The following is a 21,780-nucleotide window of genomic DNA, read 5'->3' as shown; positions in this document are numbered from 1 at the left end:
GAAAAAATTCAGAGAATTTTCTTCCAATTTTCCTCTGCATTTTTATTTAGATAAGTCATTTGATCAAAATATTGATGAGAAATTGATTTTTTTGGTTAAATGTGAAATTTCAGCAGAAGACTTACTTACTTTAAAAATAGAAACTAGTAATGAAATAGTAATAAGTTCTGAAAATTTGGAAGCCTTTAATTTACTTATTTACAGAATTAAGATTATTGATACTTCGCTTGGAGATTTGCATCATTTAGATGAAATAATCAAAGATATTATCATTAATGAAATGCACTTAGCTGAAATGAGACTCAAAATATTCCTTGAAACAAATTCACGTGAAATTATAACAGACGATTATTTTTATGGAGAGGATGACTTTACTTCAGATTACAACTCAGAATTAACCGAGGAAATGATTGAGAAAATTGAAAACGAAATAAGAGAATCTGCAGAATTTTTAGATAAGAAAAAAGAGAAAACAATAAATATTAATACCGTAAAAGATGCTGTGGAATTCCTTATAAATGAAGATCTTAAACAAAATGATATAAATGTAATTAAAAATCAATCGATTAATGCAAGAATGGATTCTTTCAGAAATCATTTTGGATTGGGAACTTATATTCGAAATCTTTTCTTTCACGGAAAGACGAATCAAAAATTTCTAGATGACATAAAAGAATACAAAAAAAAATTCAGTGCAATTGATCATGGAGAGTTTGGAGAAGGGATTATCGAAGATTATTTATGGAGAAAGCTAAATAATTGTGAAACTACATCAGAAAATCTTCGAAAAATTATTGAAATTGAAGAGAAAGTAAAATCTGTTCGCGATGAAATTTATATAAATAAAGAGGTTGATAATCTTTCAGATGAAGAAAATGATGATTTATGGGATCAATTTTATAAACAGTTAAAAGAAGGATCATTAAAAAATTCTTCAAAAAGAGTCAAACTATTTTCATACAATTTTAAGGAAGAAGAAATTGAAAAGTATCTCGATTTAGATGATAAATCTAAAAATGATAAAAATAATTTTGAGGAATATTATTACCAACAGAAAGCTCTTTTAGCAAGATTAGATAAAGAAGAAAATGAGATTTTCGAAAATTTAAAACAAGATTATTTTAACGTTCAAAACATTCTTAATATTTTAGAACACAAACATGAATGAACAACATAAGAAAAAAACAAGCAAATTTCTGAGCTATGTTCTCAGGCATCATCCAGAACTCATTAATTTGAATTTAGATGAAAATGGATGGGCAAATGTTGATGAATTAATCACAAAATCAACAAACGATTCTCAAGGTTTTACTTTTGAAGAATTGGATGAAATTGTGGAAACCAACGATAAAAAACGTTTTATTTTTAATGAAGATAAAACCAGAATCAGAGCAAATCAAGGACATTCTATTGATATTAATCTGGCCTTAATTCCACAACAACCGCCTGAATTTTTATATCACGGAACGGCTCAAAGTAATATCGATTCTATTCTGGAAAAAGGAATTGAAAAAAGAAACCGACAACACGTTCATCTGAGTCAGGATAGAGAAACGGCTACTAAAGTCGGAATGCGTCACGGAAAACCGATTATTTTAACCATCAATACCGAAAAAATGTTTGATGATGGGATAGAATTTTATCTTTCTGAAAATAATGTCTGGCTGACAGATTTTGTAGATATTAAATACATTTTTCAATAAAGAAAGATGAATAATAAAACTAAAATCTCACAATAAAATTTTTTTTTGATTTTGTAATTAAATATTTCATATATTAGTGTATTAATATCGGGGTATCCGAAAACCGTATAGAGTAGGAAAATCAAACTAAATCATTATGAAAAACTTAAACAAAATCTCAAGAGAAAATTTAAAATCAATTAAAGGAGGTATTACTCCGGAATGTGCATCTTGGTGGGGATCAGGTAGACCTTATTACACTACCGAGGCAGCTTGCATTCAAGCTTCTACCACAGATCCTGACCTTGAACCATTTTGCGTTAATAAATGCGGACGTTGGTATGGTTTTTAATTAAGATATAAAGAAAATAGGCCCCTAAAAGTATCAACATTTAGGGGATTTTTTATACAAAATCAAATTTGAAGTTTAAGTAAAGTCAAAAAGATTTTCATTAAATTGTATAAAATATTTAGATGGAAAGAACATTCGCAATAGGAGATATTCACGGTGGCTTCAAAGCGTTGAAATAAGTTTTGGAAAGAGCCAATGTTACCGAAAAAGATAAATTAATTTTTCTTGGTGATTATGTTGACGGTTGGAGTGAGTCTTCTCGGGTCATTCAATTTTTAATTGAACTTTCAAAAAAACAGGAATGTATTTTTATTAAAGGAAACCATGATGCGTGGACGGAAGATTGGTTATCTTTCGGAAATGCTCCCGATGTTTGGCTTTTCAACGGTGGACAAAGTACGGTTAACAGTTATTCTGAATATTCTTTGGAAGAGCTGGAAATTCATTTGGAATTTTTTGAAAGAATGAAAAATTATTATGTTGATGAAGAAAATCGTTTATTTATTCATGCTGATTATTCTTCAATGCATGGTCCTGAAAAAGAGGTTTATTCAAGCAATTATCGTTGGGATAGAACTTTATGGGAAACTGCGGTTGCAATGGATAAGAAGTTATCAAAAAACTCAGAGCTTTATCCTAAGAGGCTGCTTCTGTATAAGGAAATTTTCATAGGACATACTCCGACTTTGCATTTAGGTATTGATAAACCTATGAATAAAGCCAATGTTTGGAATCTTGATATAGGTGCTGCTTTTACAGGTGCATTGTCGATAATAAATGTTGAAACTAAAGAATTCTGGCAGAGCGACTTGCTTCCGAATTTATATCCAAATGAAAAAGGTCGAAATAATTATAATATTAAATTGAAATAAAAAATACGCTCCATTTCGAAGCGTATTTTTCTATTTTCTAGGCAAACCCTTTTTCAAAGCGTAATTGGCTCTTTCTACAGCCTTTTTCTCTTTCCAATCCATGTATTTCTTTTTGAACTGACCTTTCATGATATTGTCAAAATTTCTTTGAACAGTAAGGTTCCACAAAGAATTGGCTTTTACAGCCCAGGATTTATCCCACGCACGAAGCGAAAGCGAGAAACTTCCGTCCAGATATTTCATCCAGTGCCACCATCCAGTTGGCATAAATAAAGTATCACCGTGTTCCAGAAAACATTCAATTCCTTCCACACCGTCTAAAGCTGGAAATTTTTCAAAATCAGGATTTGAAATATCATAATCTTCCAAAGCATAGGTTGCGTAAGGTAACTTATAAAGCCTTTCTTTCCATTTATATTCAAAAAGCAACACATGTTTTCTCCCGTTAAAATGAGTATGGAAAATATGGGCTAAATCGATATCGTAATGTAAAAATGTTACAGAACCTTTTCCACCAAAAAACATAGAAGGGTATTTATCTAAAAATCCACCCATCAATTCTGAAGGAGAAATATAATCTTCAAGAAGTTTGTTGGCACGTTTGATAGGATCAAAAAAGAAGATTCGCAAATCGGTAGGTTCTCTCTGTATCAAATCGATATAATCTGCAAATTTCATCTCCGTTGTCGGAGTATTGATAGGTGCAGCAGGATCTGCCTTTGCACTGTCATATAGGGGAACTGTAACGTCTCCTACCACTTCCTTCACATAATCCATCGTCCATTTTTGATAGGCTGGCCATTTTCTGGCCATATTTTTTATCACAACTGGTTTTCTTGGTATCAGATATTTCTCACGAAACTCTTCTTGAGTAATATCGTCAACAATATCTATAGGCTTTAGAATAACCCCCATTTTTTTATAGTTTAATGTTACAAAATTATTAAATATTTACTTACGGAAAATAAATTAAGATATTTTTAATCTATGACCTTAATCACATTTTAATTGAGTCGAAATAAGATTTGTTTTTACTTTAAACGGTTCTGAAAAGTTTTTCTCATTTTTTTAATTCACTTTATTTTTAATGTGTATTCACTTTTTAGTGATTTTGTTAAACGTTTTTGAAACCTTTTAACGTTAAAGTTTTATAAAATATAAATATAGGAGAATTATTATTTAAAATTATAACTATGTTTGTAGTTATAAAATTTGATTTAACTATCAGCTAAAATTTATATCTCTATAATGTGTAACAAAAAACACTAATAACTAACTAATTAATCAAATAATAAATTATGAAAAGAAAAATTTACCTTTTCCTGATGGTTTTTTTCTCCGTGATCACGTTTGCACAAAAAACTGTTTCCGGAAAAATTACTGATGAAGATGGTGTTGCGATTCCAAGCGCAAGTGTAACGATTGAAGAACCCGGAAAAGATGCAATTCTCGCCTACGGAATTACAAACTCTAAAGGAGAATATAAAGTTTCTTTTACTTCTTCAGAATCAAATGTAGATTTAAAAGTAAAAGCTTTTAACCAAAAGCCAATTACAAAACAGATCAACAATAGCGATCAAACACTTTCTTTCAAATTACAATCTGAAGCAACAGAAATCAAAGAAGTACAGCTTAAAACCAAAATGATTACTGCAAGAGGCGATACTATTTCCTACGATTTAAAAGCTTTCGACAATAAGAATGATCGTACTTTGGCAGATATCATGAAGAAAATTCCAGGTATTGAGGTAAATGCCGATGGAACGATTCTTTATCAAGGGAACGCAATCAATAAATTTTATGTTGAAGGGAAAGACTTGATGGAAGGAGGTTATGGTACCATTACCAATTCATTACCGAAAGATGCGATTTCAAAACTTGAAGTTTTAGAAAATCACCAGCCTGTAAAAATGCTACAGGGAAAAATACCTTCTGATGCGGCGGCAATTAATATCAAACTAAAAAAATCCGTAACAATGACGGGTAGAGGCGAAGTAGGTTCTGGTTTTGGTGATCCTTGGCTTTGGAATGTAAAATTAACCCCTATGTTTTTTAGTAAAAAACAACAATGGGTGATGAATTACAAGACCAATAATATGGGTGAGCAGGTAGAAAATGAAGGAAATATTTTAGGCTTCGGTAGTTCTTGGGAAGGAAGAAGAGGAAATGTTGGCCAAAATAACTGGTTAAGTGTAGAAAATGCTTCTGTACCCAATCTTCCGGTGAAGAGATATTTATTTAATAATGTACATTATCTTTCTGCAAACTATTTAACGAATATTGACAGCAAAAATGAATGGGAATTTAAAGCAAACGCAAACTATACCAATAATACTGTAGAGAGAGAATCTAATAGTGTTACAAGAGATTTTCAACAAGGAACACAGTATAACACAAGATTTCTAAATAATTTTTATACTGATAAATTAAAAGGTGAATTGATTTTCACTAAGAATGCCAAAAAAGGATTCTTCAAAAATACAACTACATTTTCTCAGTTTTGGAATGCAGACAGAGCTTTTGCAGAAAGAAATGACAGAATTGGTTACAGAACAGGTAACGAAAGTTTAGAATCACCAACTTCATCTTTCCAAAACTCATTGAGCACAATTATCCCTTGGAAAGAAAAAATGGTGAATCTGAAATCTTATATTAATTATCAGGATGACAGACAAACTTTAGAAATTTCTCCGGCTGATTACTTATTATTCCCTTATAAAGCACCAGGAAGTACTGCTATTTCTACTATTAATTTTACTCCAGGAAGTACAGCTTTGCAAAGTTTTAGAATAAAAACGTTAGATACTTCGCATTCTGCAAATATAAGTTTTACAACAAAAGGGTGGACTTTTACTCCACAAGTGGGAGTTGATTTCTCAACAGATCAACTCAACACAAATTTTGATGGAAGTACTCTTACTAACTCCCCCGATTTTACAAGTCTGTCGTACGAAAATGATTTGAAATTTACTGAATTTACACCATCTGCTTCTTTAGGAATTAATTATAAATCTGATGCATGGAGTGTTTTTGCAAATGTTCCGGTTAATTTCAATAATATTAAAGCGGAAGATGCATTTAGAGGCGTTTCTAAAACATTAAATAAAACAACTTTTACACCTAATGCTTTTATTCAATATAGTTTTGCTTCGTTTTTTAAAGCAATGATAAATGGAAATATTAGTAATAATTTCGGAGATATTCAAACGGCTTATGCAGGATATGTTTTAACAAGCCCTGGTGGGTTTAATGTAATGAATCCTAAAAACCCAATTCCTCAAACAAACTCTAAAAGTGGAAGTGCAAGATTAGAATATAGAAACCCGCTAAATAATCTCTTCTTCAATGTAAGTTACAGATTAAGTGATACTAAAAATAATTTATTGGCTTCAAGCTCTGTAAATGATTTAGGTTTCAGTGTGATTGAATATATAGAAAGTGAAAATAAAAGAACAAATAATGGATATTATGTAGAAATAGGAAAATATTTTCCAAAATTTAAAACCAATGCATCAGTAACTTTTAATGATACAACTTCAAAGTCTCAATCTAGAAGAAATAATGAGGACATTAATACTAAAAATGATGCAAACAGCTTAGGATTTAAATTTAATAATACTTATTTCTCATGGATGAGTGTAGATTTCAACTTTACAAAAACTTGGAATAAACAATCAAATGGAATTATTAGTAATGATTTAGGAAAGACAGAGAACTATAATCACAACTTGAATGTGTTTTTCTATCCTTTAGAAAGCCATACAATTGGTTTCTACTGGGATCAGATTAATTCAAATTTGGGAGATACTAAGCTTAATAATGGATTCTTTGATTTGTCTTACCAATTCAGCTGGACAGCGAAGAAAGTAGACTTTGAATTGAAGTGGATGAATATTGCGGATAAAAAAGTCTTTGAAAGAATCAGTGTTGGTGATGCTACAATTACTCAAACTACAATGCAGCTCAGACCAAGCCAAGTAATGCTTTCAGTAAAATTCAACTTTAAATAAATTATAAAAACCAATCTCATCGAGATTGGTTTTTTCTTTTAAAATATTTTAAAGCTTCTTTAAAAATTAGGGTTATCCGCAGTCGGGCCATAACTTCCGGGAAGTTCAATATCATTCAGTCTGTAATAAACTCCCAACTGCGCTCTGTGATGAGTAATCTGATTTAAGCTGTGACGAATGGCTTCATACTTCGTCCAGGAAGCCAATTCATGGCCGTCATTTTTCAAAGCCCATCTTGGTTCTAAGTCGTTTTCAGATGCTCTTTGTAATGCTTCCTGACTTGCTTTGTGATTTTCTTCTAAAACTTTTAAAAGTTCATCTTTTGTGGTAAGATGCTTTGGTTCCATTCCGCCTTTGGCAAAATCAAGTTCTGAAGAATTCAGCATAAATCCTGGCCAGCCAAAAACTTCCGAAATATGAGTAGCAAGATGCATCATTTTCATACTTTTCGGGTGTGGAGCATAGTCATTTTTGTCATCAGGATAGATTTCTAAAAAGCTTTTTGTCGTTTGATACTCGGCTTCAAGCTCGTGTCTTAATTGTTTTAAAGTGTCCATATAATATTTGTTTTTGGTAAGCTTAAATTTAAAACTTTTAAAAGAGTAAAAAATTATTTTTATAAAAGATTAAAAAATTCAAAATCAGACATTCATAAATTATTATAAATTCAACCCGTTGTGCATTTTGAAAAATTTTAATATTTGGTTCGTCACTTCGGGTGTTTTTTCGTAACAAAGTGAAGAAAAAATGTATCGAGAATAGATTTATCTTCAAAATTACAAACTTCTCGATATGATTTTTTTTCAAAAATCTACTCGAAGTGACGAAAATGCCTCAAAATGCACAACGGGTTATAGACTCAATAAAATATTATAAAGTTTATGGTTAAACTGATGAAAGTTTAAAGAGAAAAATTTTATTTTAGCAAATAAAAAGTCAAATAGATGAGAAAAAAAATATATTTAAAATTTAAAAATTTTTTACCGTATTACAACGAGTACGGATTCAAGGAAGGTTACAAACTTTATAAAAAACTTTCATCCTCAGACTTAAATAATATCAATATTTACGGAATAAAACATCCTATAAACCTTAGAAAAAATGAAAAATCTGATTTGGAAGTTTTTAAACAGATTTTTATAGAAAAACAATATCAGCCAAATCATTACAAAAATCCTAAAACCATCATAGATGCGGGAGGTAATCTAGGACTTTTTACCGTTTTGATGAAAAATAAATTTCCTGATGCAAAATTTGTAATTATTGAACCCGATTCTGATAATTTTAGGATGGCAGAAAAGAATCTTAAAAATTATTCTAATGTACAATTACTCAATAAAGGAGTTTGGAGTAGCGACGTTAAATTAAAAATTATGGATGAAGACGCTTCAAAATGGGGAATTCAAGTAGTAGAAGATAATGAAAACGGAAAAATTGAAGCAATAAGTATTGATACAATTGTTAAGGAAAACAATTTTGATAGAATTGATTTATTAAAAATGGATATAGAAGGCAGCGAGAAAGAAGTATTTTCTAAAAATTACGAAAATTGGTTGCCCAAAGTAAAAATGCTGGTTATCGAGCTTCACGATTTTATGCAGAAAGACACCTCTAGAATCTTTTTTGAAACCTTAAATAAAACGTGGCCACATTATCATCTTTTTGTAAGTGGCGAAAACTTGGTTGTAGAGAATCTTTCGATTTAATTATTTTGAAGGTTAAAATTTTTTTAAATGAATTACAATTTTGTTTCATAAAATCTGTAACAAAATATAACTAATGCGAACTAATTGAGTAAACCTTTTATATAATGAAAAATATATTTTCAATACTATTCGTTGCTGTTTTTGCTTTTGCTGCAAATGCACAGGAAACAGCAAACCGCTTTTTTTATGAATTAACTTTTAAACCTAAGAAAGATTCAACAAAAATTGATAAAGTAATTGCTACTTTAGATATAACAAGTAAAAAATCAATTTATCAGGACTACACAGTTGCAGCTCAGGATTCCATTATTAAATTAGCAGTTGAAGAAATGGAAAAGACTAAGTCTTTTAAAGATATGTCTAAGCTTATTAAAATGCCAAAATTTTCGTATAAAATTATTAAAACATATCCGGAAATGAAAGAGCAATTTGTAGATAGAATAAGTATGAATTTATTTGGTTATGATGACAATATTAAATTTAATTGGAATATTCTTCCTGAAAAAGAAAAAATAGGAGAGTATAATACCCAAAAAGCAACAACAGATTTTGCAGGAAGAAAATGGACCGCTTGGTTCAGTACAGATATTCCTTTTCAGGATGGACCGTATAAATTTTATGGATTACCAGGATTAATCGTCAAGATTGAAGATACAGAAAAAGACTATTCTTGGAAACTAAGTGGTAACAAGAAAATTGAAAATTATGAAGAATTGTCTTATTCAGAAAAAATTAACGCAAAGTACGGTATGTCTAATTCTGTAACTCCTACGACTAAGGAAAAGTTTGAAAAAGCATATGCTACATTCAAAAAGGATCCAATGGGAGAGTTTCGCCAGAAAATTACTCCGGAAATGTCTAGCATGAAAATGCCGGGATCTGATATCACAATTGGCGAAATGATGAAAAAACAAGAGAAAATTGCAAAAGATTTCTTTAACGCTAATGACAACCCTATAGAAAAAACAAATTCTGTAAGCGTTGGCAATCTTGAAAAAGTAGGCAAAGAAAAAGACAAAAAATAAGATCCTTATCAACTAAATTATATTTAAAATAAACCCAGATCCAGTGATGTGTCTGGGTTTTTTATATCAAAAAATTGAAAATAATATAAATCTAACTGCCTTTAAATATGAAAACTAACGCTATTTAGATTAAATTTAAATAACTATATTTGCAGTCACAAAAAATTAGGGTCTTGAAGGATATTCAATTACATACATTAAGCAGCTTTCCAAAAAATAAAATTGGGAAAATAGTAGACTATGATAATGATAACCTGAAAATGCCTACCAAAATTATAGAAATGGGGCTTCTTCCCGAAACTCTGTTTAAAATCCTTTATCAGGCTCCTTTCAATGGGCCGCTTTATGTAGAATTCGGCGAAGAAAAAAGCCGTATTGCTTTGCGTAAAGAAGAAGGAGATTTCATCATTGTAGAAGATTTGATTAATGCAGGAAAATAACAAAAAACAGATACTTTTAGTAGGGAACCCGAATGTAGGAAAATCAACCGTTTTTAACGCTTTGTCAAACAAAAAGCAGAAAACCGGAAATTATGCAGGTGTCACAGTTTCAAGCCACGCAGGTAATTATTCTTACAAAAACGAAGACGTAGAAATTGTGGATCTTCCGGGGTCTTACAGTATTTATCCGAGCTCTGAAGATGAGGCAATTTTCTCTAAATTCTTGATTGATGGACAAAAAGACTATTCCGGAGTTGTTTATATTTTAGAGGCATTAAGTATTAAAAGAGGTCTTTTGTTATTCCAGCAAATTCAGGATCTGGGAATTCCGATGATTTTGGTTTTAAATCAAATTGATCAGGCGGAAAGAAGAGGAATTCATATCGATGTTGAAAAGCTTTCTCAGGCGTTGAATATTAAAGTTATTCAGACCAATGCAAAAGAACAGATAGGAATAGAAGCAATTAAAGAAGCCGTTTTTACCAATGATTTTGTGACTTCTGAAAAACCGAGTTTTGAAATTCCTGCAGAACACAAAAACCTTCTTGATACAAATTCGGAAAACGAATATCATTCTTGGGTTAATTTCACACTTGGAAAAAGCTCAGAATCAAAAAATATAGTTCCTAAAAGATTACAGGTTAAGGAAACGGTAAGACGTTATCAGCATGTTGACAAGATTTTAGCAGATGTTATTACTAAAAAAGCTCAGTTTAAAGAACTTTTAACCGAGAAATTAGACAAAGTTCTTGTTCATAAATTCTGGGGATATGTTGTTTTCTTGTTTATACTCTTACTAATTTTTCAATGTGTTTACTTTTTGGCTGAATATCCGATGAATTGGATCGATGAAGCTTTCGCTTGGCTTTCTGAATTTACCGGAGAACATCTTCCGGAAGGACCTGTCAATTCTTTGGTTTCACAAGGTATTGTTCCTGGTTTAGGCGGAATTATCATTTTTGCGCCACAAATTGGAATCCTTCTGTATTTCCTTTATTTATTGGAAGATTCAGGATATATGGCAAGAGTGGTTTTCCTGATGGACAGGATTTTAAGACCATTTGGATTAAATGGAAAAAGTATCGTTCCTTTGGTTTCAGGAACAGCCTGCGCAATTCCGGCGGTAATTTCTACCAGAAATATTGAAAATTTAAAGGAAAGATTACTTACGATTTTGGTAACACCGTTTATGACTTGTTCTGCAAGACTTCCTGTTTACAGTATTATCATAGGTTTAATTATTTCTGATGCTACGATTTTTGGCATTCAATATAAAGCTTTGGTGCTTTTAGGGATGTACCTTTTAGGATTCTTCGTAGCTTTATTATCGGCTGCAATTCTTAAAAATTTCATTAAAGAAGATGGTAAAACTTATCTTGTGATGGATTTGCCTACTTATAAAAAACCACTTTTCGGATACGATTTTAAACTGGTTTTAGGAAAAGTTTGGGATTTCATCACGGGAGCAGGAAAGATTATTTTCATCGTAAGTATCATTATTTGGGTGTTAAGTTATTTTGGTCCGAAACAAAATCCAAATGAGATCGTTGCAACAGATGTTCATCTTGACCATTCTTATCTGGCTAAAATGGGGAAAGCTATTGAACCTGCAATTGCACCGCTTGGTTACGATTGGAAAATGGGAGTGGGGATTCTGACGAGCTTCGTAGCAAGAGAAGTTTTTGTAGGAACAATGTCTACTTTATACAGCTTGGACGATGATGCTCCGGAAGGAAAAGTGATCGATAAAATGAGACACGATATCAAACCGAATGGTGAAAAAGTATTCAGTTTTGCAACAGGAGTTTCGGTGTTGTTGTTTTACGCATTTGCAATGCAGTGTGTTTCTACACTCGCAGTAGTCTACAGAGAAACCAAAAGCTGGAAATGGACTGGCTTTCAGGTGGCAATGATGACAGGTTTGGCATATTTTGTGTCGTTGATAGCTTATCAAATTTTAAAATAAAATGGATTCTTCATTAATTTTTCAATATATTATTATTGGGTTTTTGGTACTTTTTGCCTGCTATTCTTTGTATAGATTTATCAGGAAAAATTTTTCGCCAAAGAAATTCAGCTCCAAAAGATCTGGGTGCGATAAAGATTGCGGGTGTTCTTAGAAAAGGATTTTTATAAATTAAAATGGACTGTCTTTTTTATTTGCCCAAAAAGATAAAATCTCAACAGTTGATTTTTTTACCCTATAATGAATAGAAAAGTTTTCTAAAACCAGAACTCTTCTTACTTCTTCTTTTGTTCCGAAAATTATTGCGCCAATAAAAGGATTATTAGAGAGTAATTTCTCTTTTCTTTCTACCTCTGCAATTATTTTTAAAGAATAATTATTAGACTTATTGTGGTTAATCCAATATTCTAATGTTTCAAAATATAGTTTTTCTGCTTCAGGAGTCCATTTTATTTTGAACATAATGCTCGAGCTTTTTGATGAACATCAGCGCTGTCAGTTAATTTATTGTCATTAGCTTCATCAATACCGATATTAATAGATTTTAATTCTTCGGGAGAAACAGTTATAATTTCTTCAGAAACTTTTTCGAAGGAAAACTTCATTCTTTTTAAAAGATTTTCTAAAAAGCTAGTTTCTTCGGGTGTTGTAGGATGTACTATTATCGTATTCATAATCTGCTTTTTACAAAGGTATAAATTATTTCTAATTTGAATTTTCATAAAAAAATAAATTCTTTCGATTGTTATAAATTATTTGTAGTAATTTCATTTCCTAAAACTAAATCTCAATTTGAATTCAAAAGCAGTCCCTGTTTTTTTTCTTTGTCTGTCTGGTTTTTATTCAAAAGCACAAAGAGATAGCACAAAAATAAAGTCTTACGCAGATCAAGTAATGATTCGTGTAAATTTTGATACGAATATAGAAAACTATACTTTTTCTGAAGGTGGCGAAGAAAATTTAAATCAAACCATACTTTCTATCAATAATAAGACAAAAGCTTCCTTGTCGGTTGATTACAGGATCATAAGTGCTACTTTGTCTTTTACACCTCGATTTTTCCCCGGAAATAATGACAACGAAAGGAAGGGAAACAGTTCTTACACCGATTTCAGTTTTAGATTTTTTCCAAATAGGTTTATACAGGCTGCTTATTATAAAAACGTAGAAGGATTTTATATTGAAAATATGCAGGATCTTATTCCGGGTTGGCAAAAAGACAGAGACCCTTACATTAAGTTTCCGGATTTAAGAGTTCAGACTTTTGGCGGATCTACAGCGTATATCTTAAAAAAAGATTTTTCATTAAAAAGCCTTTATACACAAGGTGAATGGCAGAAAAACAGCAAAGGAAGCTGGGTTCCGTTTTTAGATTATGATTTTACAGTTTTCAGAAATACTATAAATGGTTTGAAAAGTAAAGAATATCAATATAATTTCGGTGCAAACATCGGATATTTTTACAACTGGGTGATTGCCGAAAAAGTAAATATTGCTCCGTTTCTAACTGTAGGTTTTGGTGGAAAGTTTACAAGCTTTAAAGAAACCTTAGAAAATGGAACAAGAGGTCCAAAACAAAATGAGCAATATTTCACAGTAAAAAGCTCGGGAGGTTTGCATATAGGATATAATTCTGATCGATTTCTGTTTGGCGGAAAAATTAATTTTAATGCCACAGCTTATGACGAAAAAGAAAATTCTACGGTTGAAAATAACAATACTTATGGGCTTTTGTACATCGGTTATCGCTTTCCGCCTCCAAAAGTGGTAGAAAGAAATTATAATAAAATTCAGAAAAAAATTCCGTTGCTCTGAGTTAGTTGTCTTTTCAGTATCTTTGCAACGGAAAATTTAAACTAAAAATAATCTATACTTTTTGAATTATTAGAATTAAAGATGCACTTTGCATTACATTAATAATCAGAAAATTAAAATATTAAAGAAAATGTCATTAATAAAAAGTATTTCGGGAATTCGTGGAACGATTGGCGGAAAAGTTGGCGATAATTTAACGCCGCTTGATGTTGTAAAATTTGCTTCAGCTTTCGGAACCTGGCTTCAGAATAATAAAAATAAAAAAGATTTAACCCTGATTATCGGTCGTGATGCGAGAATCTCTGGCTCGATGGTCAATTCTTTAGTAACAGCAACATTACAGGGATTGGGAATTAATGTGGTTGATTTAGGGCTTTCTACAACTCCTACTGTTGAGGTAATGGTTCCTGAATTAAATGCAGATGGTGGAATTATCTTAACGGCTTCTCACAATCCAAAACAATGGAATGCTTTAAAATTATTAAATGAAAAAGGAGAATTCATCAACGGAGAAAACGGGGCTGAAGTTTTAGCTTTGGCTGAAAGCGAAGATTTCAACTATGCAGAAGTTGATGATTTAGGTCAGTACGAAATCAGAGAAGATGCTTTTGATATTCATATTCAGAAGATTCTTGATTTACCGATGGTTGATGTAGAAGCGATTAAAGCTAAAAAATATAAAATAGTTTTAGATGCCGTAAATTCTACAGGCGGAATTGCAATTCCTATGCTTTTAGACAAATTAGGCTGCGAAACAATTAAACTATACTGCGAACCAAACGGACAGTTTCCTCACAATCCAGAACCGTTGAAAGAACATTTAGGAGATATTTGCGAGCTGGTAAAGAAAGAAAATGCAGATTTTGGTGTTGTTGTAGACCCGGATGTAGACAGATTAGCTTTGGTTGATGAAACGGGAGAAATGTTTGGTGAAGAATATACTTTGGTTGCTGTTGCAGATTATTTATTGAAAAATAAAAATGGAGTAGCAGTTTCAAACCTTTCTTCGAGCCGTGCTTTAAGAGATGTTGCCCAGACTCACGACTCAGAATATTTTGCAAGTGCAGTAGGAGAGGTGAATGTGGTGAATTTGATGAAAGAAAAAAACGCTGTAATCGGAGGTGAAGGAAACGGTGGGATTATCTATCCTGATCTTCATTACGGAAGAGATTCTTTGGTGGGAGTTGCTTTGTTTTTAACGCATTTGGCAAAAGAAAACAAAACAGTTTCTGAACTGAGAGCTGGCTATCCAAGCTATTTTATGGGTAAAAAGAAAATTGAGCTGACTCCGGAAATTAATGTGGATGATCTTTTAACTAAAATGGAAAAAGAATATCAAAATGAAGAGGTTTCTACGGTTGATGGCGTAAAAATAGATTTTGAAAACAATTGGGTTCACCTTCGTAAATCGAATACAGAACCGATTATCAGAATTTATACAGAGGCTAAATCTCAGGAAGAAGCCGATAAATTGGGTGATGATATGATCGCAAAGATCAAAAGTTTGATTTAATTAATATCTGTCTAAAGTTTATAATAATAAAAAAGAAATTTGCGCACTTTGCTGAGTGAAACGCCTTTGCGAACCTAAAAGCAGTTAGTAGAAAAAAATTCTTTGCGAACTTTGCGTTAAAAATTATTATTAAAATAGACAATCAATTAAATTAAAACTAAATTCATCATTTTAAAAAAATTATTTATTAACTTTATAGTAATAAGATTTTCAGAAGCGAGTATTTGTACATCTCATATCTCTGGTCTTAAATCTTAAACTCGTTTATATTGGAAGAATATTTTGGAAATGAACTGGTAAAAAAGTTCGAAGAAATGATGGAAAATAATGATGAATTCTACTTCGATACAGAAGAGTTAGAAGACATTATTGTTTATTATTTGGAGCTTGGAGACTTTAATTATGCCGATATGGCGGTTAATTTTGGTCTGAAACTCCATCCCAATTCTTTAGAAATCAAGATTAAAAAACTGGAGGTTCTTTTAGAATGGGAAGATTATAATATGGCAAAAGAATTAATCAACGAGTTAAAAGGTTCTTCTATGGAGAATACAGACTTTTTGGTTTGCTACGCCAAATATTATTCGAATTTAGGAAATCCTAAAAGATCCATCGAAATCTGCAAAAAAGCCCTAGAACTGAAGGAAGAAGAAAACTTCCTCAATAATTTTATTGCAGACGAATATGTGAATCTGGGAGATCCTTTTAACGCTCTTAAACATTATCAGCAAGCTCTTAAGCACGATCCGATGGATGAATATTCTTTGGAAAATGCGATGGTATGCTTTAATGATCTGAATAAGAGTGAGGAAGCGATAGCTTTTCTGAACGGTTATCTTGACGATTTTCCGTATTCAGAAATTGCATGGAGCGAGTATGGGCAATATTATTTCAATAGAAAAAATTACGAAGAAGCCATTAAAGGTTTCGATTATATGTTGGCAATTAATTCCAGCGCAGTTGGAGTTTATGCGAGCAAAGCAGCTTGTTATGAAGCTTTAAATCAGTATAATAAAGCAATCGAAGTATACGAAGAAATGTTGGAGCTGGAATATACTAAAGCATTTACTTTTTATAAAATCGGATTGTGCTATAAAGCTTTAAAACAGCCTATCATTGCTTTAAATTCTTTCCAGAAATCTTTAAGAGAAGATCCTCAGTTTTATCTTGCAATGATGGAGCAGTCTTATCTTTATGAAGAAATGGGCGGAATGCCGGAAGCTTTGCATTTCGCAAGAGAAGCAACTTTGCTGAATGACAGTAATCTTGATTATCAGAAAAGATTGGCATTTTTGTTCATCGATTCCGGTAAATTTGAAGAAAGCCTTTCTTGTTTGAAAAAACTGGTAGACGCAGAACCTTCAAGATTTTACAATTGGTACGCCTATTCTGAAGTTTTAATGCTGCTTGGTGAATATGAAGAAGCCGTTACGGTTTTAAATTTAGCTTTAAAACACCATTACAGAGCAGAATTGTTTTATCAGTTAAGCAACTGTTATTTTAATTTGAGAGACAATGAAAATGGCAGTGAATCTTTAGAAAAAGCTTTAGAGCTCGATCCTTCATTGATTACAGATATGCAGAAAAAGTATCCGTATATTAAAGATGAGGTGAAGAAAGTTAAAGCTAAAGCAAAGGTCAAAAAAAAGAATTTATAGGCTTGGTGTTGGATGATGGAAGTTTTTAATCTTCTTGAAATCAATTTTTAACGTTTACTTAAAATAAGAAATCCTGCAGTGATGCGGGGTTTTTTCGTTTAATTAAATATTGTAAGTTGATATTCAATCAAAATATAAAAATTTTAACAATTATTTTTTTACTGCTGTTTTGGCTCTTAAAAAGATTAAACCGGCAATAATGATACTTGTTCCTGCCAATTGCAAAGTCGTTAGTTTTTCACCGTCTAAAACGCCCCAAATAATAGCAACAATCGGCATCAGCAAAGTAACAGTTGATGCAAAAAGTGGAGTGGAAACTTTCAATAATCGATAATTCATCATCATCGCCAATCCGGTTCCGAAAACAGAGAGTAAACTTACAAATCCTAATCCGATCATATTTTCTTTGTTGAAGGTGAATTCAGAAACAAAACCTGTGGAAAGTAAAGCAATTACTGAAGGTAAAAACAAAACGAAAGAAAATACAAATGCCGATAAAATAGTAGACGATACATCCATTAATTTTGATTTTACGGTCGTTGTACTCATAGCGTAGCACAATGTTGCTAAAAGAAGTAAAAGAATGGGGAATAATTTAAACTGAGTACTGTCATCACCGCCAAAAGCAAGCAGGCAAACTCCGGTAAAGCTTATAAAAACTCCCGTCATCTGTCTTCTTGTAGTTTCAAATTTCCAAACTAAAGCGCCTACAATAATGACGAAAATCGGCATCATAGAATTGATGATTCCTGCGATGCTGCTGCTGATTTCTGTTTCGGCAATAGGAAATAAAAACATTGGGATGAAATTCCCTGTAAAAGCCGCTAAAATAAGCCATTTCAAATGTTTTTTAGGGAAAAGCTTGTACTTTGAAATAGCAACGGGCATTAAGATGATTCCGGCTATTAAAACTCTTAAAGCTCCCACCTGATAAGGGCTGAAATGTTCTAAGGATTTTTTAATTAAAATAAATGAAGAGCCCCAAATGACACTTAGTAAAATCAAAAGAAGCCATTTTTCTTTATCTGCGTTCATTGTTTTCGTGTAAAATTTTCAAAAAATCTTTTTTAGGAATCATTCTCGCACCCAGACTTTCAAGGTGGTCGGTGTGAGATTGGCAGTCAATCAGTTCAAGATCGTCTTGATGAGTTTCTATAAAATGAATAAATCCCGCTTTGGAAGCATTGCTCACCTTTGCAAACATACTTTCGCCACAAAAAACTTTTCCGATTTGTATTCCGTAAAGTCCACCAACGAGCTCGTTATTTTGCCAGACTTCTACGCTTCGGGCAAGCCCATAACGGTGAAGGGTGTTAAAAGTTTCCATCAGTTCATCAGAAAGCCACGTTCCTTCCTGTCCTTTACGATTGATTTCCCGACAATTTTTTATCACTTCTCTGAAGTTTTGATTTTCGGTAATGGTAAAAACTTTTTTATCTAAAATTTTCCTCATCGATTTCGAAACTTTCAACTCATCAGGAAAAAGCACAAATCTGGGATCGGGACACCACCAAAGTATTTCCTCACCTGGATTAAACCAAGGGAAAATACCATTCTGATAAGCAAACCAGATTCTTTCTACAGACAGATCACCACCGAAAGCGATGATGCCTTCGTGACCGTCATATTGTGCAGGATCGGGAAAAGATATTTCGTTTTCGTCTAATCGAACCATTATGAGAAAAAAAATCCCACTTTTCAAAAAGCAGGATTAGTATTTGATTTTATTTCTGATTAAAAAGGTAAATCATCATCATCGTCACCAGCAAAAGGGTTGTCATTTGAAACCGGAGATGCAGAGTGAGACGGAGAAGCTTGTGTAGGTTCAGAATTATTATCCATAACTTTTTCTACTCTCCATCCTGTAATAGAGTTGAAATATTTAGTTTCTCCTTGTGGCGAAACCCATTCTCTACCTCTGATGTTGATTCCTACTTTTACATTTTCTCCTTCTTTCAAAGAATCCAGCAAATTTATTTTATCCTGTAAAAATTCGATGTTGATTGGCTGTGGATATTGCTCTTGTGTAAGAATAACCATTTCTCTTTTTTGGAAACCACTCGCAAATGTTTGAACATCAGTGATTTTCTTTACTGTTCCTTGTAATTCCATATCGTAAATATTAACGATGTAAAAGTAATAAAATGAAATTTAAAAAGGATGCTTTCAAATAAATTTTACAAAAATTTAATTTTTTTTTCAAAAAGGTTTGGAAGTAAAGAAAATTGCCCTATATTTGCACTCACAAAAACGAAACAAGTTCTTTAAAATAACTCAATAATAATGCGGATGTGGTGTAATTGGTAGCCACGCCAGACTTAGGATCTGGTGCCGTGAGGCGTGGGGGTTCGAGTCCCTTCATCCGCACTACAAATTGCGAAAATAGCTCAGCTGGTAGAGCACAACCTTGCCAAGGTTGGGGTCGCGGGTTCGAGTCCCGTTTTTCGCTCTCATCACGCCCTGGTGGTGGAATTGGTAGACACGCAGGACTTAAAATCCTGTATCCGCAAGGATGTACGGGTTCAAGTCCCGTCTGGGGTACTAAGCCCTCTGTAATTTTATTTACGGAGGGTTTTTTTATGCCCAAAAATTTCTAAAGCTATCTTTCTTTTAATAAAATCTCCATTATAAGCTTAAAAACAAAAAGTATGGGGTAAGTGTGTGTTGTTTTTTTGAAAGGTATTCTGTTTATGTGTGCTATCTTTTACAAGATGCTTTTTCTTTTTGAGTTTCTTTGCAAGAATTTGCTCAACTCATTCTAAAAAAACAGAGAGCAATATTCTAGGTAAAACTGGGTGAACTCAACTCTAAGATTCATTATAATCTATAAGGATTAATTCAGTAAAAAGCACGCATTAATGATGAAAGTATTAAAAATTGTAATCTGTTTGTTTACTTTAATCTGTTTCGGGCAAAACAGTATAAATGATAATGTATATATATTAAAAACAGATATTTATCAAAAATCATTTAAAAGTTCAACCCAGATAATTAATGAGGGAGAAAAGATGCTTAAGATATCTCATACCGACGATGAGGTTTCTAAAGGTTATTTTTATCTTTTTGTTGGTTATTACTTAAAAGGAAATTTTAGTAAAAGTATTTTTTATGCTAAAAAAGCTGATTTATTATTTTTAAAAAACAATAAAGAAAAGGAACACTTTATTGCCTGTTACTATTTATCTTTATCTTATCATAAATCTGGTATATTACAAAAAGCGACTCAATATCTAAATGAAGCTGAGAAAACTGCTCAAAAACTTGATGATTCCTATTTACTTGCAATGACTTTGAAACTAAAGGCTATTTCGTTAGAAGATGAAAAAAGGTTTAGTGAAGCAATTCCATATCGTGTACGCTGCAATAGTTATTTGAAGGAAAGTATAGAAAAAAAGCGCTCTCAATTTATAATTTCTGAATTTGCTTTTGCACGGTGTTATTTAGCTTTCGATTATCTCATGGCAGGTAATTTACAAGAAGCAAAAAAACAAATTTCTGTTTTTGAATCTAATAATGATATTTCGCAAATGTCTGAAGGATTTAATTGGAGATCAGAAATATATTATGTTTGTAAAGCTGTGATTGCGGCTAAAGAAAAAGATAAGATAAACGCAGCAGATTATTTTGATAAGGCAATTGATATTGCTAGAAAAAGTGAAATGGATGAGAGATTAACTGTTTTATTAGAACAGCGCTTAAAGCTTAATATTGATACTTCAGAAAAAAGAGAACAGCTTTTTGCCGAATTTATAAAACATAAAGATCATTCTAAGAAAGAAAATATCAAAGTTATTAATGGTGAGATTAGCAGGCAGGATGTCAATCTGGAACATCAAAAAGAATATAAATATATTTTTATTGTAGTTGCTGTATTTCTTTCGGTTGGAGTTTTGGTGTTTAAAAGAAGAAAGAGAAAAAAGCAAAAGGTCTATTTTGAAGAAATTATAAAAGAACTCGAAAGTAATAAAAAACATGAAATCTTTGATAAATTAGAGGAGGATACTAGTGAAGAGGCTATTTTGACTTGCTCGGAGTCAAAATCGAATGACTTGTTAGATGCGACAAAATTTGATTTACTAAAAAAACTGGAGAGATTTGAAAAAGGAAAAGCTTTTACCGCTAAAAACTTTACAAAAAGTACTCTTGTAAGTATTTTAGATACGAATACAAAATATATAAACCGTATTATAAAAGAGCATAGCGGTAAATCGTATAATGATTATATAAATGACTTAAGAATTAAATATATTCTCGAATATCTTCATGAAAATCCAGAAAGTTGTAAATACAAACTTACCCATCTTTCAGAATTAGCAGGTTTTTCTTCACATAGCTATTTTACTAAAGTCTTTACTAAAAAAACTAAGATTACGCCATCAAAATTTATCTCTTCTTTAGCGGAAAAAAATAAAAATGTTGATTAAAATGTGAAATATTAACTTGTAAAAAGTTAAAATTTGATTAAAAGTCAATTTTATTGATTAAAATTGTAATGTGTTGATTTTCATATATTAATTTGAATTTTGTACTTGTAAAATTCCGGAAAATTACAAATCATTTGTTTGGCTGCAATTTCAAATGGAGCTAATTTTGCTCCCGAAAGTTAAGTGTCGAGATTATTAAGTTCCAATTCCCTTAATCTAATCTTCTTAATCTTACACTTGATGCGATTCTAAAAACAGATTGTTTAAATTTTCAGAAATTATGACAATCAGATGACACAAAAGTTTATTTAATAAAA

20 protein-coding genes and 3 tRNA genes are annotated in these 21,780 nt (G+C 31.8%); 16 read left to right on the top strand and 7 right to left on the bottom strand.

The genetic code is table 11. The features are described from left to right. The first annotated feature begins 91 nt into the window (after positions 1-91). From OEW74_RS00845 to OEW74_RS00830, 4 genes are all read left to right on the top strand, one after another. Positions 92-1,168, top strand: a complete 1,077-nt coding sequence (locus tag OEW74_RS00845; RefSeq protein ID WP_265426679.1) for a hypothetical protein — start codon at positions 92-94, stop codon at positions 1,166-1,168. Beyond that, entirely contained in the window at positions 1,161-1,703 is a 543-nt protein-coding gene (locus OEW74_RS00840) for an RNA 2'-phosphotransferase (protein ID WP_265426678.1), read from the top strand. Before OEW74_RS00845 ends, OEW74_RS00840 begins: the two co-directional genes overlap by 8 nt. 136 nt (positions 1,704-1,839) lie before the next feature. Continuing rightward, a complete protein-coding gene (locus tag OEW74_RS00835; RefSeq protein WP_265426677.1) occupies positions 1,840-2,034 on the top strand; it encodes a bacteriocin-like protein in 195 nt (64 codons plus the stop codon). 182 nt (positions 2,035-2,216) lie between these two features. Further along, entirely contained in the window at positions 2,217-2,906 is a 690-nt protein-coding gene (locus OEW74_RS00830; RefSeq protein ID WP_265426676.1) for a metallophosphoesterase, read from the top strand. Positions 2,907-2,936: 30 nt separating this feature from the next. Here OEW74_RS00830 and OEW74_RS00825 read toward each other — a convergent pair whose 3' ends face one another. Then, positions 2,937-3,821 carry a cupin-like domain-containing protein gene (locus OEW74_RS00825; RefSeq protein WP_265426675.1) on the bottom strand — a complete coding sequence of 295 codons (885 nt, stop codon included), beginning with the start codon at positions 3,819-3,821 and terminating at the stop codon, positions 2,937-2,939. 383 nt (positions 3,822-4,204) lie between these two features. On the opposite strand from OEW74_RS00825, the gene OEW74_RS00820 reads away from it, so the two are divergent. Next, positions 4,205-6,916, top strand: a complete 2,712-nt coding sequence (locus tag OEW74_RS00820) for a TonB-dependent receptor (protein WP_265426674.1) — start codon at positions 4,205-4,207, stop codon at positions 6,914-6,916. Between the two features lie 59 nt (positions 6,917-6,975). Here the strand turns inward: OEW74_RS00820 and OEW74_RS00815 are convergent, their stop codons facing one another. Beyond that, positions 6,976-7,473 (bottom strand): DinB family protein, encoded by a 498-nt coding sequence (locus OEW74_RS00815; RefSeq protein ID WP_265426673.1) that lies wholly within the window; start codon positions 7,471-7,473, stop codon positions 6,976-6,978. Between the two features lie 387 nt (positions 7,474-7,860). On the opposite strand from OEW74_RS00815, the gene OEW74_RS00810 reads away from it, so the two are divergent. The 4 genes from OEW74_RS00810 to feoB all read left to right on the top strand — a co-directional run bounded on the left by OEW74_RS00810 (position 7,861) and on the right by feoB (position 12,053). Further along, a complete protein-coding gene (locus OEW74_RS00810; RefSeq protein ID WP_265426672.1) occupies positions 7,861-8,622 on the top strand; it encodes an FkbM family methyltransferase in 762 nt (253 codons plus the stop codon). Positions 8,623-8,726: 104 nt separating this feature from the next. Beyond that, positions 8,727-9,647: a GLPGLI family protein gene (locus tag OEW74_RS00805; RefSeq protein ID WP_265426671.1), complete on the top strand. Its 921-nt coding sequence runs from the start codon at positions 8,727-8,729 to the stop codon at positions 9,645-9,647. A gap of 173 nt (positions 9,648-9,820) precedes the next feature. After that, positions 9,821-10,087, top strand: coding sequence for a FeoA family protein (locus tag OEW74_RS00800; RefSeq protein WP_265426670.1), 267 nt, complete (start codon positions 9,821-9,823; stop codon positions 10,085-10,087). Further along, positions 10,074-12,053, top strand: a complete 1,980-nt coding sequence (feoB, locus tag OEW74_RS00795; protein WP_265426669.1) for a ferrous iron transport protein B — start codon at positions 10,074-10,076, stop codon at positions 12,051-12,053. The genes OEW74_RS00800 and feoB overlap by 14 nt, the downstream gene beginning before the upstream one ends. A 171-nt stretch (positions 12,054-12,224) precedes the next feature. Here feoB and OEW74_RS00790 read toward each other — a convergent pair whose 3' ends face one another. Together OEW74_RS00790 and OEW74_RS00785 are read right to left on the bottom strand one after the other, a co-directional pair. Beyond that, positions 12,225-12,515, bottom strand: coding sequence for a type II toxin-antitoxin system RelE/ParE family toxin (locus OEW74_RS00790; protein ID WP_159745909.1), 291 nt, complete (start codon positions 12,513-12,515; stop codon positions 12,225-12,227). Beyond that, positions 12,503-12,727, bottom strand: a complete 225-nt coding sequence (locus OEW74_RS00785; RefSeq protein WP_123873385.1) for a hypothetical protein — start codon at positions 12,725-12,727, stop codon at positions 12,503-12,505. Before OEW74_RS00785 ends, OEW74_RS00790 begins: the two co-directional genes overlap by 13 nt. 118 nt (positions 12,728-12,845) lie before the next feature. On the opposite strand from OEW74_RS00785, the gene OEW74_RS00780 reads away from it, so the two are divergent. The 3 genes from OEW74_RS00780 to OEW74_RS00770 all read left to right on the top strand — a co-directional run bounded on the left by OEW74_RS00780 (position 12,846) and on the right by OEW74_RS00770 (position 17,039). Next, the gene (locus OEW74_RS00780) at positions 12,846-13,868 is read left to right on the top strand and encodes a DUF4421 family protein (RefSeq protein ID WP_265426668.1); all 1,023 of its coding nucleotides are present in this window, start codon (positions 12,846-12,848) and stop codon (positions 13,866-13,868) included. Between the two features lie 130 nt (positions 13,869-13,998). Next, positions 13,999-15,381 carry a phosphoglucosamine mutase gene (gene glmM, locus OEW74_RS00775; protein ID WP_265426667.1) on the top strand — a complete coding sequence of 461 codons (1,383 nt, stop codon included), beginning with the start codon at positions 13,999-14,001 and terminating at the stop codon, positions 15,379-15,381. 269 nt (positions 15,382-15,650) lie between these two features. Further along, entirely contained in the window at positions 15,651-17,039 is a 1,389-nt protein-coding gene (locus tag OEW74_RS00770) for a tetratricopeptide repeat protein (RefSeq protein WP_265426666.1), read from the top strand. Between the two features lie 150 nt (positions 17,040-17,189). Here the strand turns inward: OEW74_RS00770 and OEW74_RS00765 are convergent, their stop codons facing one another. Genes OEW74_RS00765 through OEW74_RS00755 form a run of 3 tightly spaced genes read right to left on the bottom strand, consistent with a single transcriptional unit; the run spans position 17,190 to position 19,151 of the window. Then, positions 17,190-18,074, bottom strand: coding sequence for a DMT family transporter (locus tag OEW74_RS00765; protein ID WP_265426665.1), 885 nt, complete (start codon positions 18,072-18,074; stop codon positions 17,190-17,192). Beyond that, complete coding sequence (gene aat / locus OEW74_RS00760; RefSeq protein ID WP_265426664.1) at positions 18,061-18,714, bottom strand: leucyl/phenylalanyl-tRNA--protein transferase; 654 nt, start codon at positions 18,712-18,714, stop codon at positions 18,061-18,063. Before aat ends, OEW74_RS00765 begins: the two co-directional genes overlap by 14 nt. A gap of 59 nt (positions 18,715-18,773) precedes the next feature. Beyond that, positions 18,774-19,151: a DUF3127 domain-containing protein gene (locus tag OEW74_RS00755; RefSeq protein ID WP_265426663.1), complete on the bottom strand. Its 378-nt coding sequence runs from the start codon at positions 19,149-19,151 to the stop codon at positions 18,774-18,776. Between the two features lie 173 nt (positions 19,152-19,324). On the opposite strand from OEW74_RS00755, the gene OEW74_RS00750 reads away from it, so the two are divergent. From OEW74_RS00750 to OEW74_RS00735, 4 genes are all read left to right on the top strand, one after another. After that, a tRNA-Leu gene (locus tag OEW74_RS00750) sits at positions 19,325-19,406 on the top strand. A gap of 9 nt (positions 19,407-19,415) precedes the next feature. Continuing rightward, positions 19,416-19,488, top strand: a tRNA-Gly gene (locus tag OEW74_RS00745). Between the two features lie 8 nt (positions 19,489-19,496). Continuing rightward, positions 19,497-19,580, top strand: a tRNA-Leu gene (locus OEW74_RS00740). 317 nt (positions 19,581-19,897) lie between these two features. Beyond that, positions 19,898-21,463: a helix-turn-helix domain-containing protein gene (locus OEW74_RS00735; RefSeq protein WP_265426662.1), complete on the top strand. Its 1,566-nt coding sequence runs from the start codon at positions 19,898-19,900 to the stop codon at positions 21,461-21,463. The last annotated feature ends 317 nt before the right edge of the window (positions 21,464-21,780 follow it).

It is taken from the genome of Chryseobacterium sp. YIM B08800, assembly GCF_026163565.1.
Taxonomy (GTDB): domain Bacteria; phylum Bacteroidota; class Bacteroidia; order Flavobacteriales; family Weeksellaceae; genus Chryseobacterium.
Note: the sequence above shows the minus strand (reverse complement) of the source record. Positions and strands in the feature narration are given on the sequence as shown.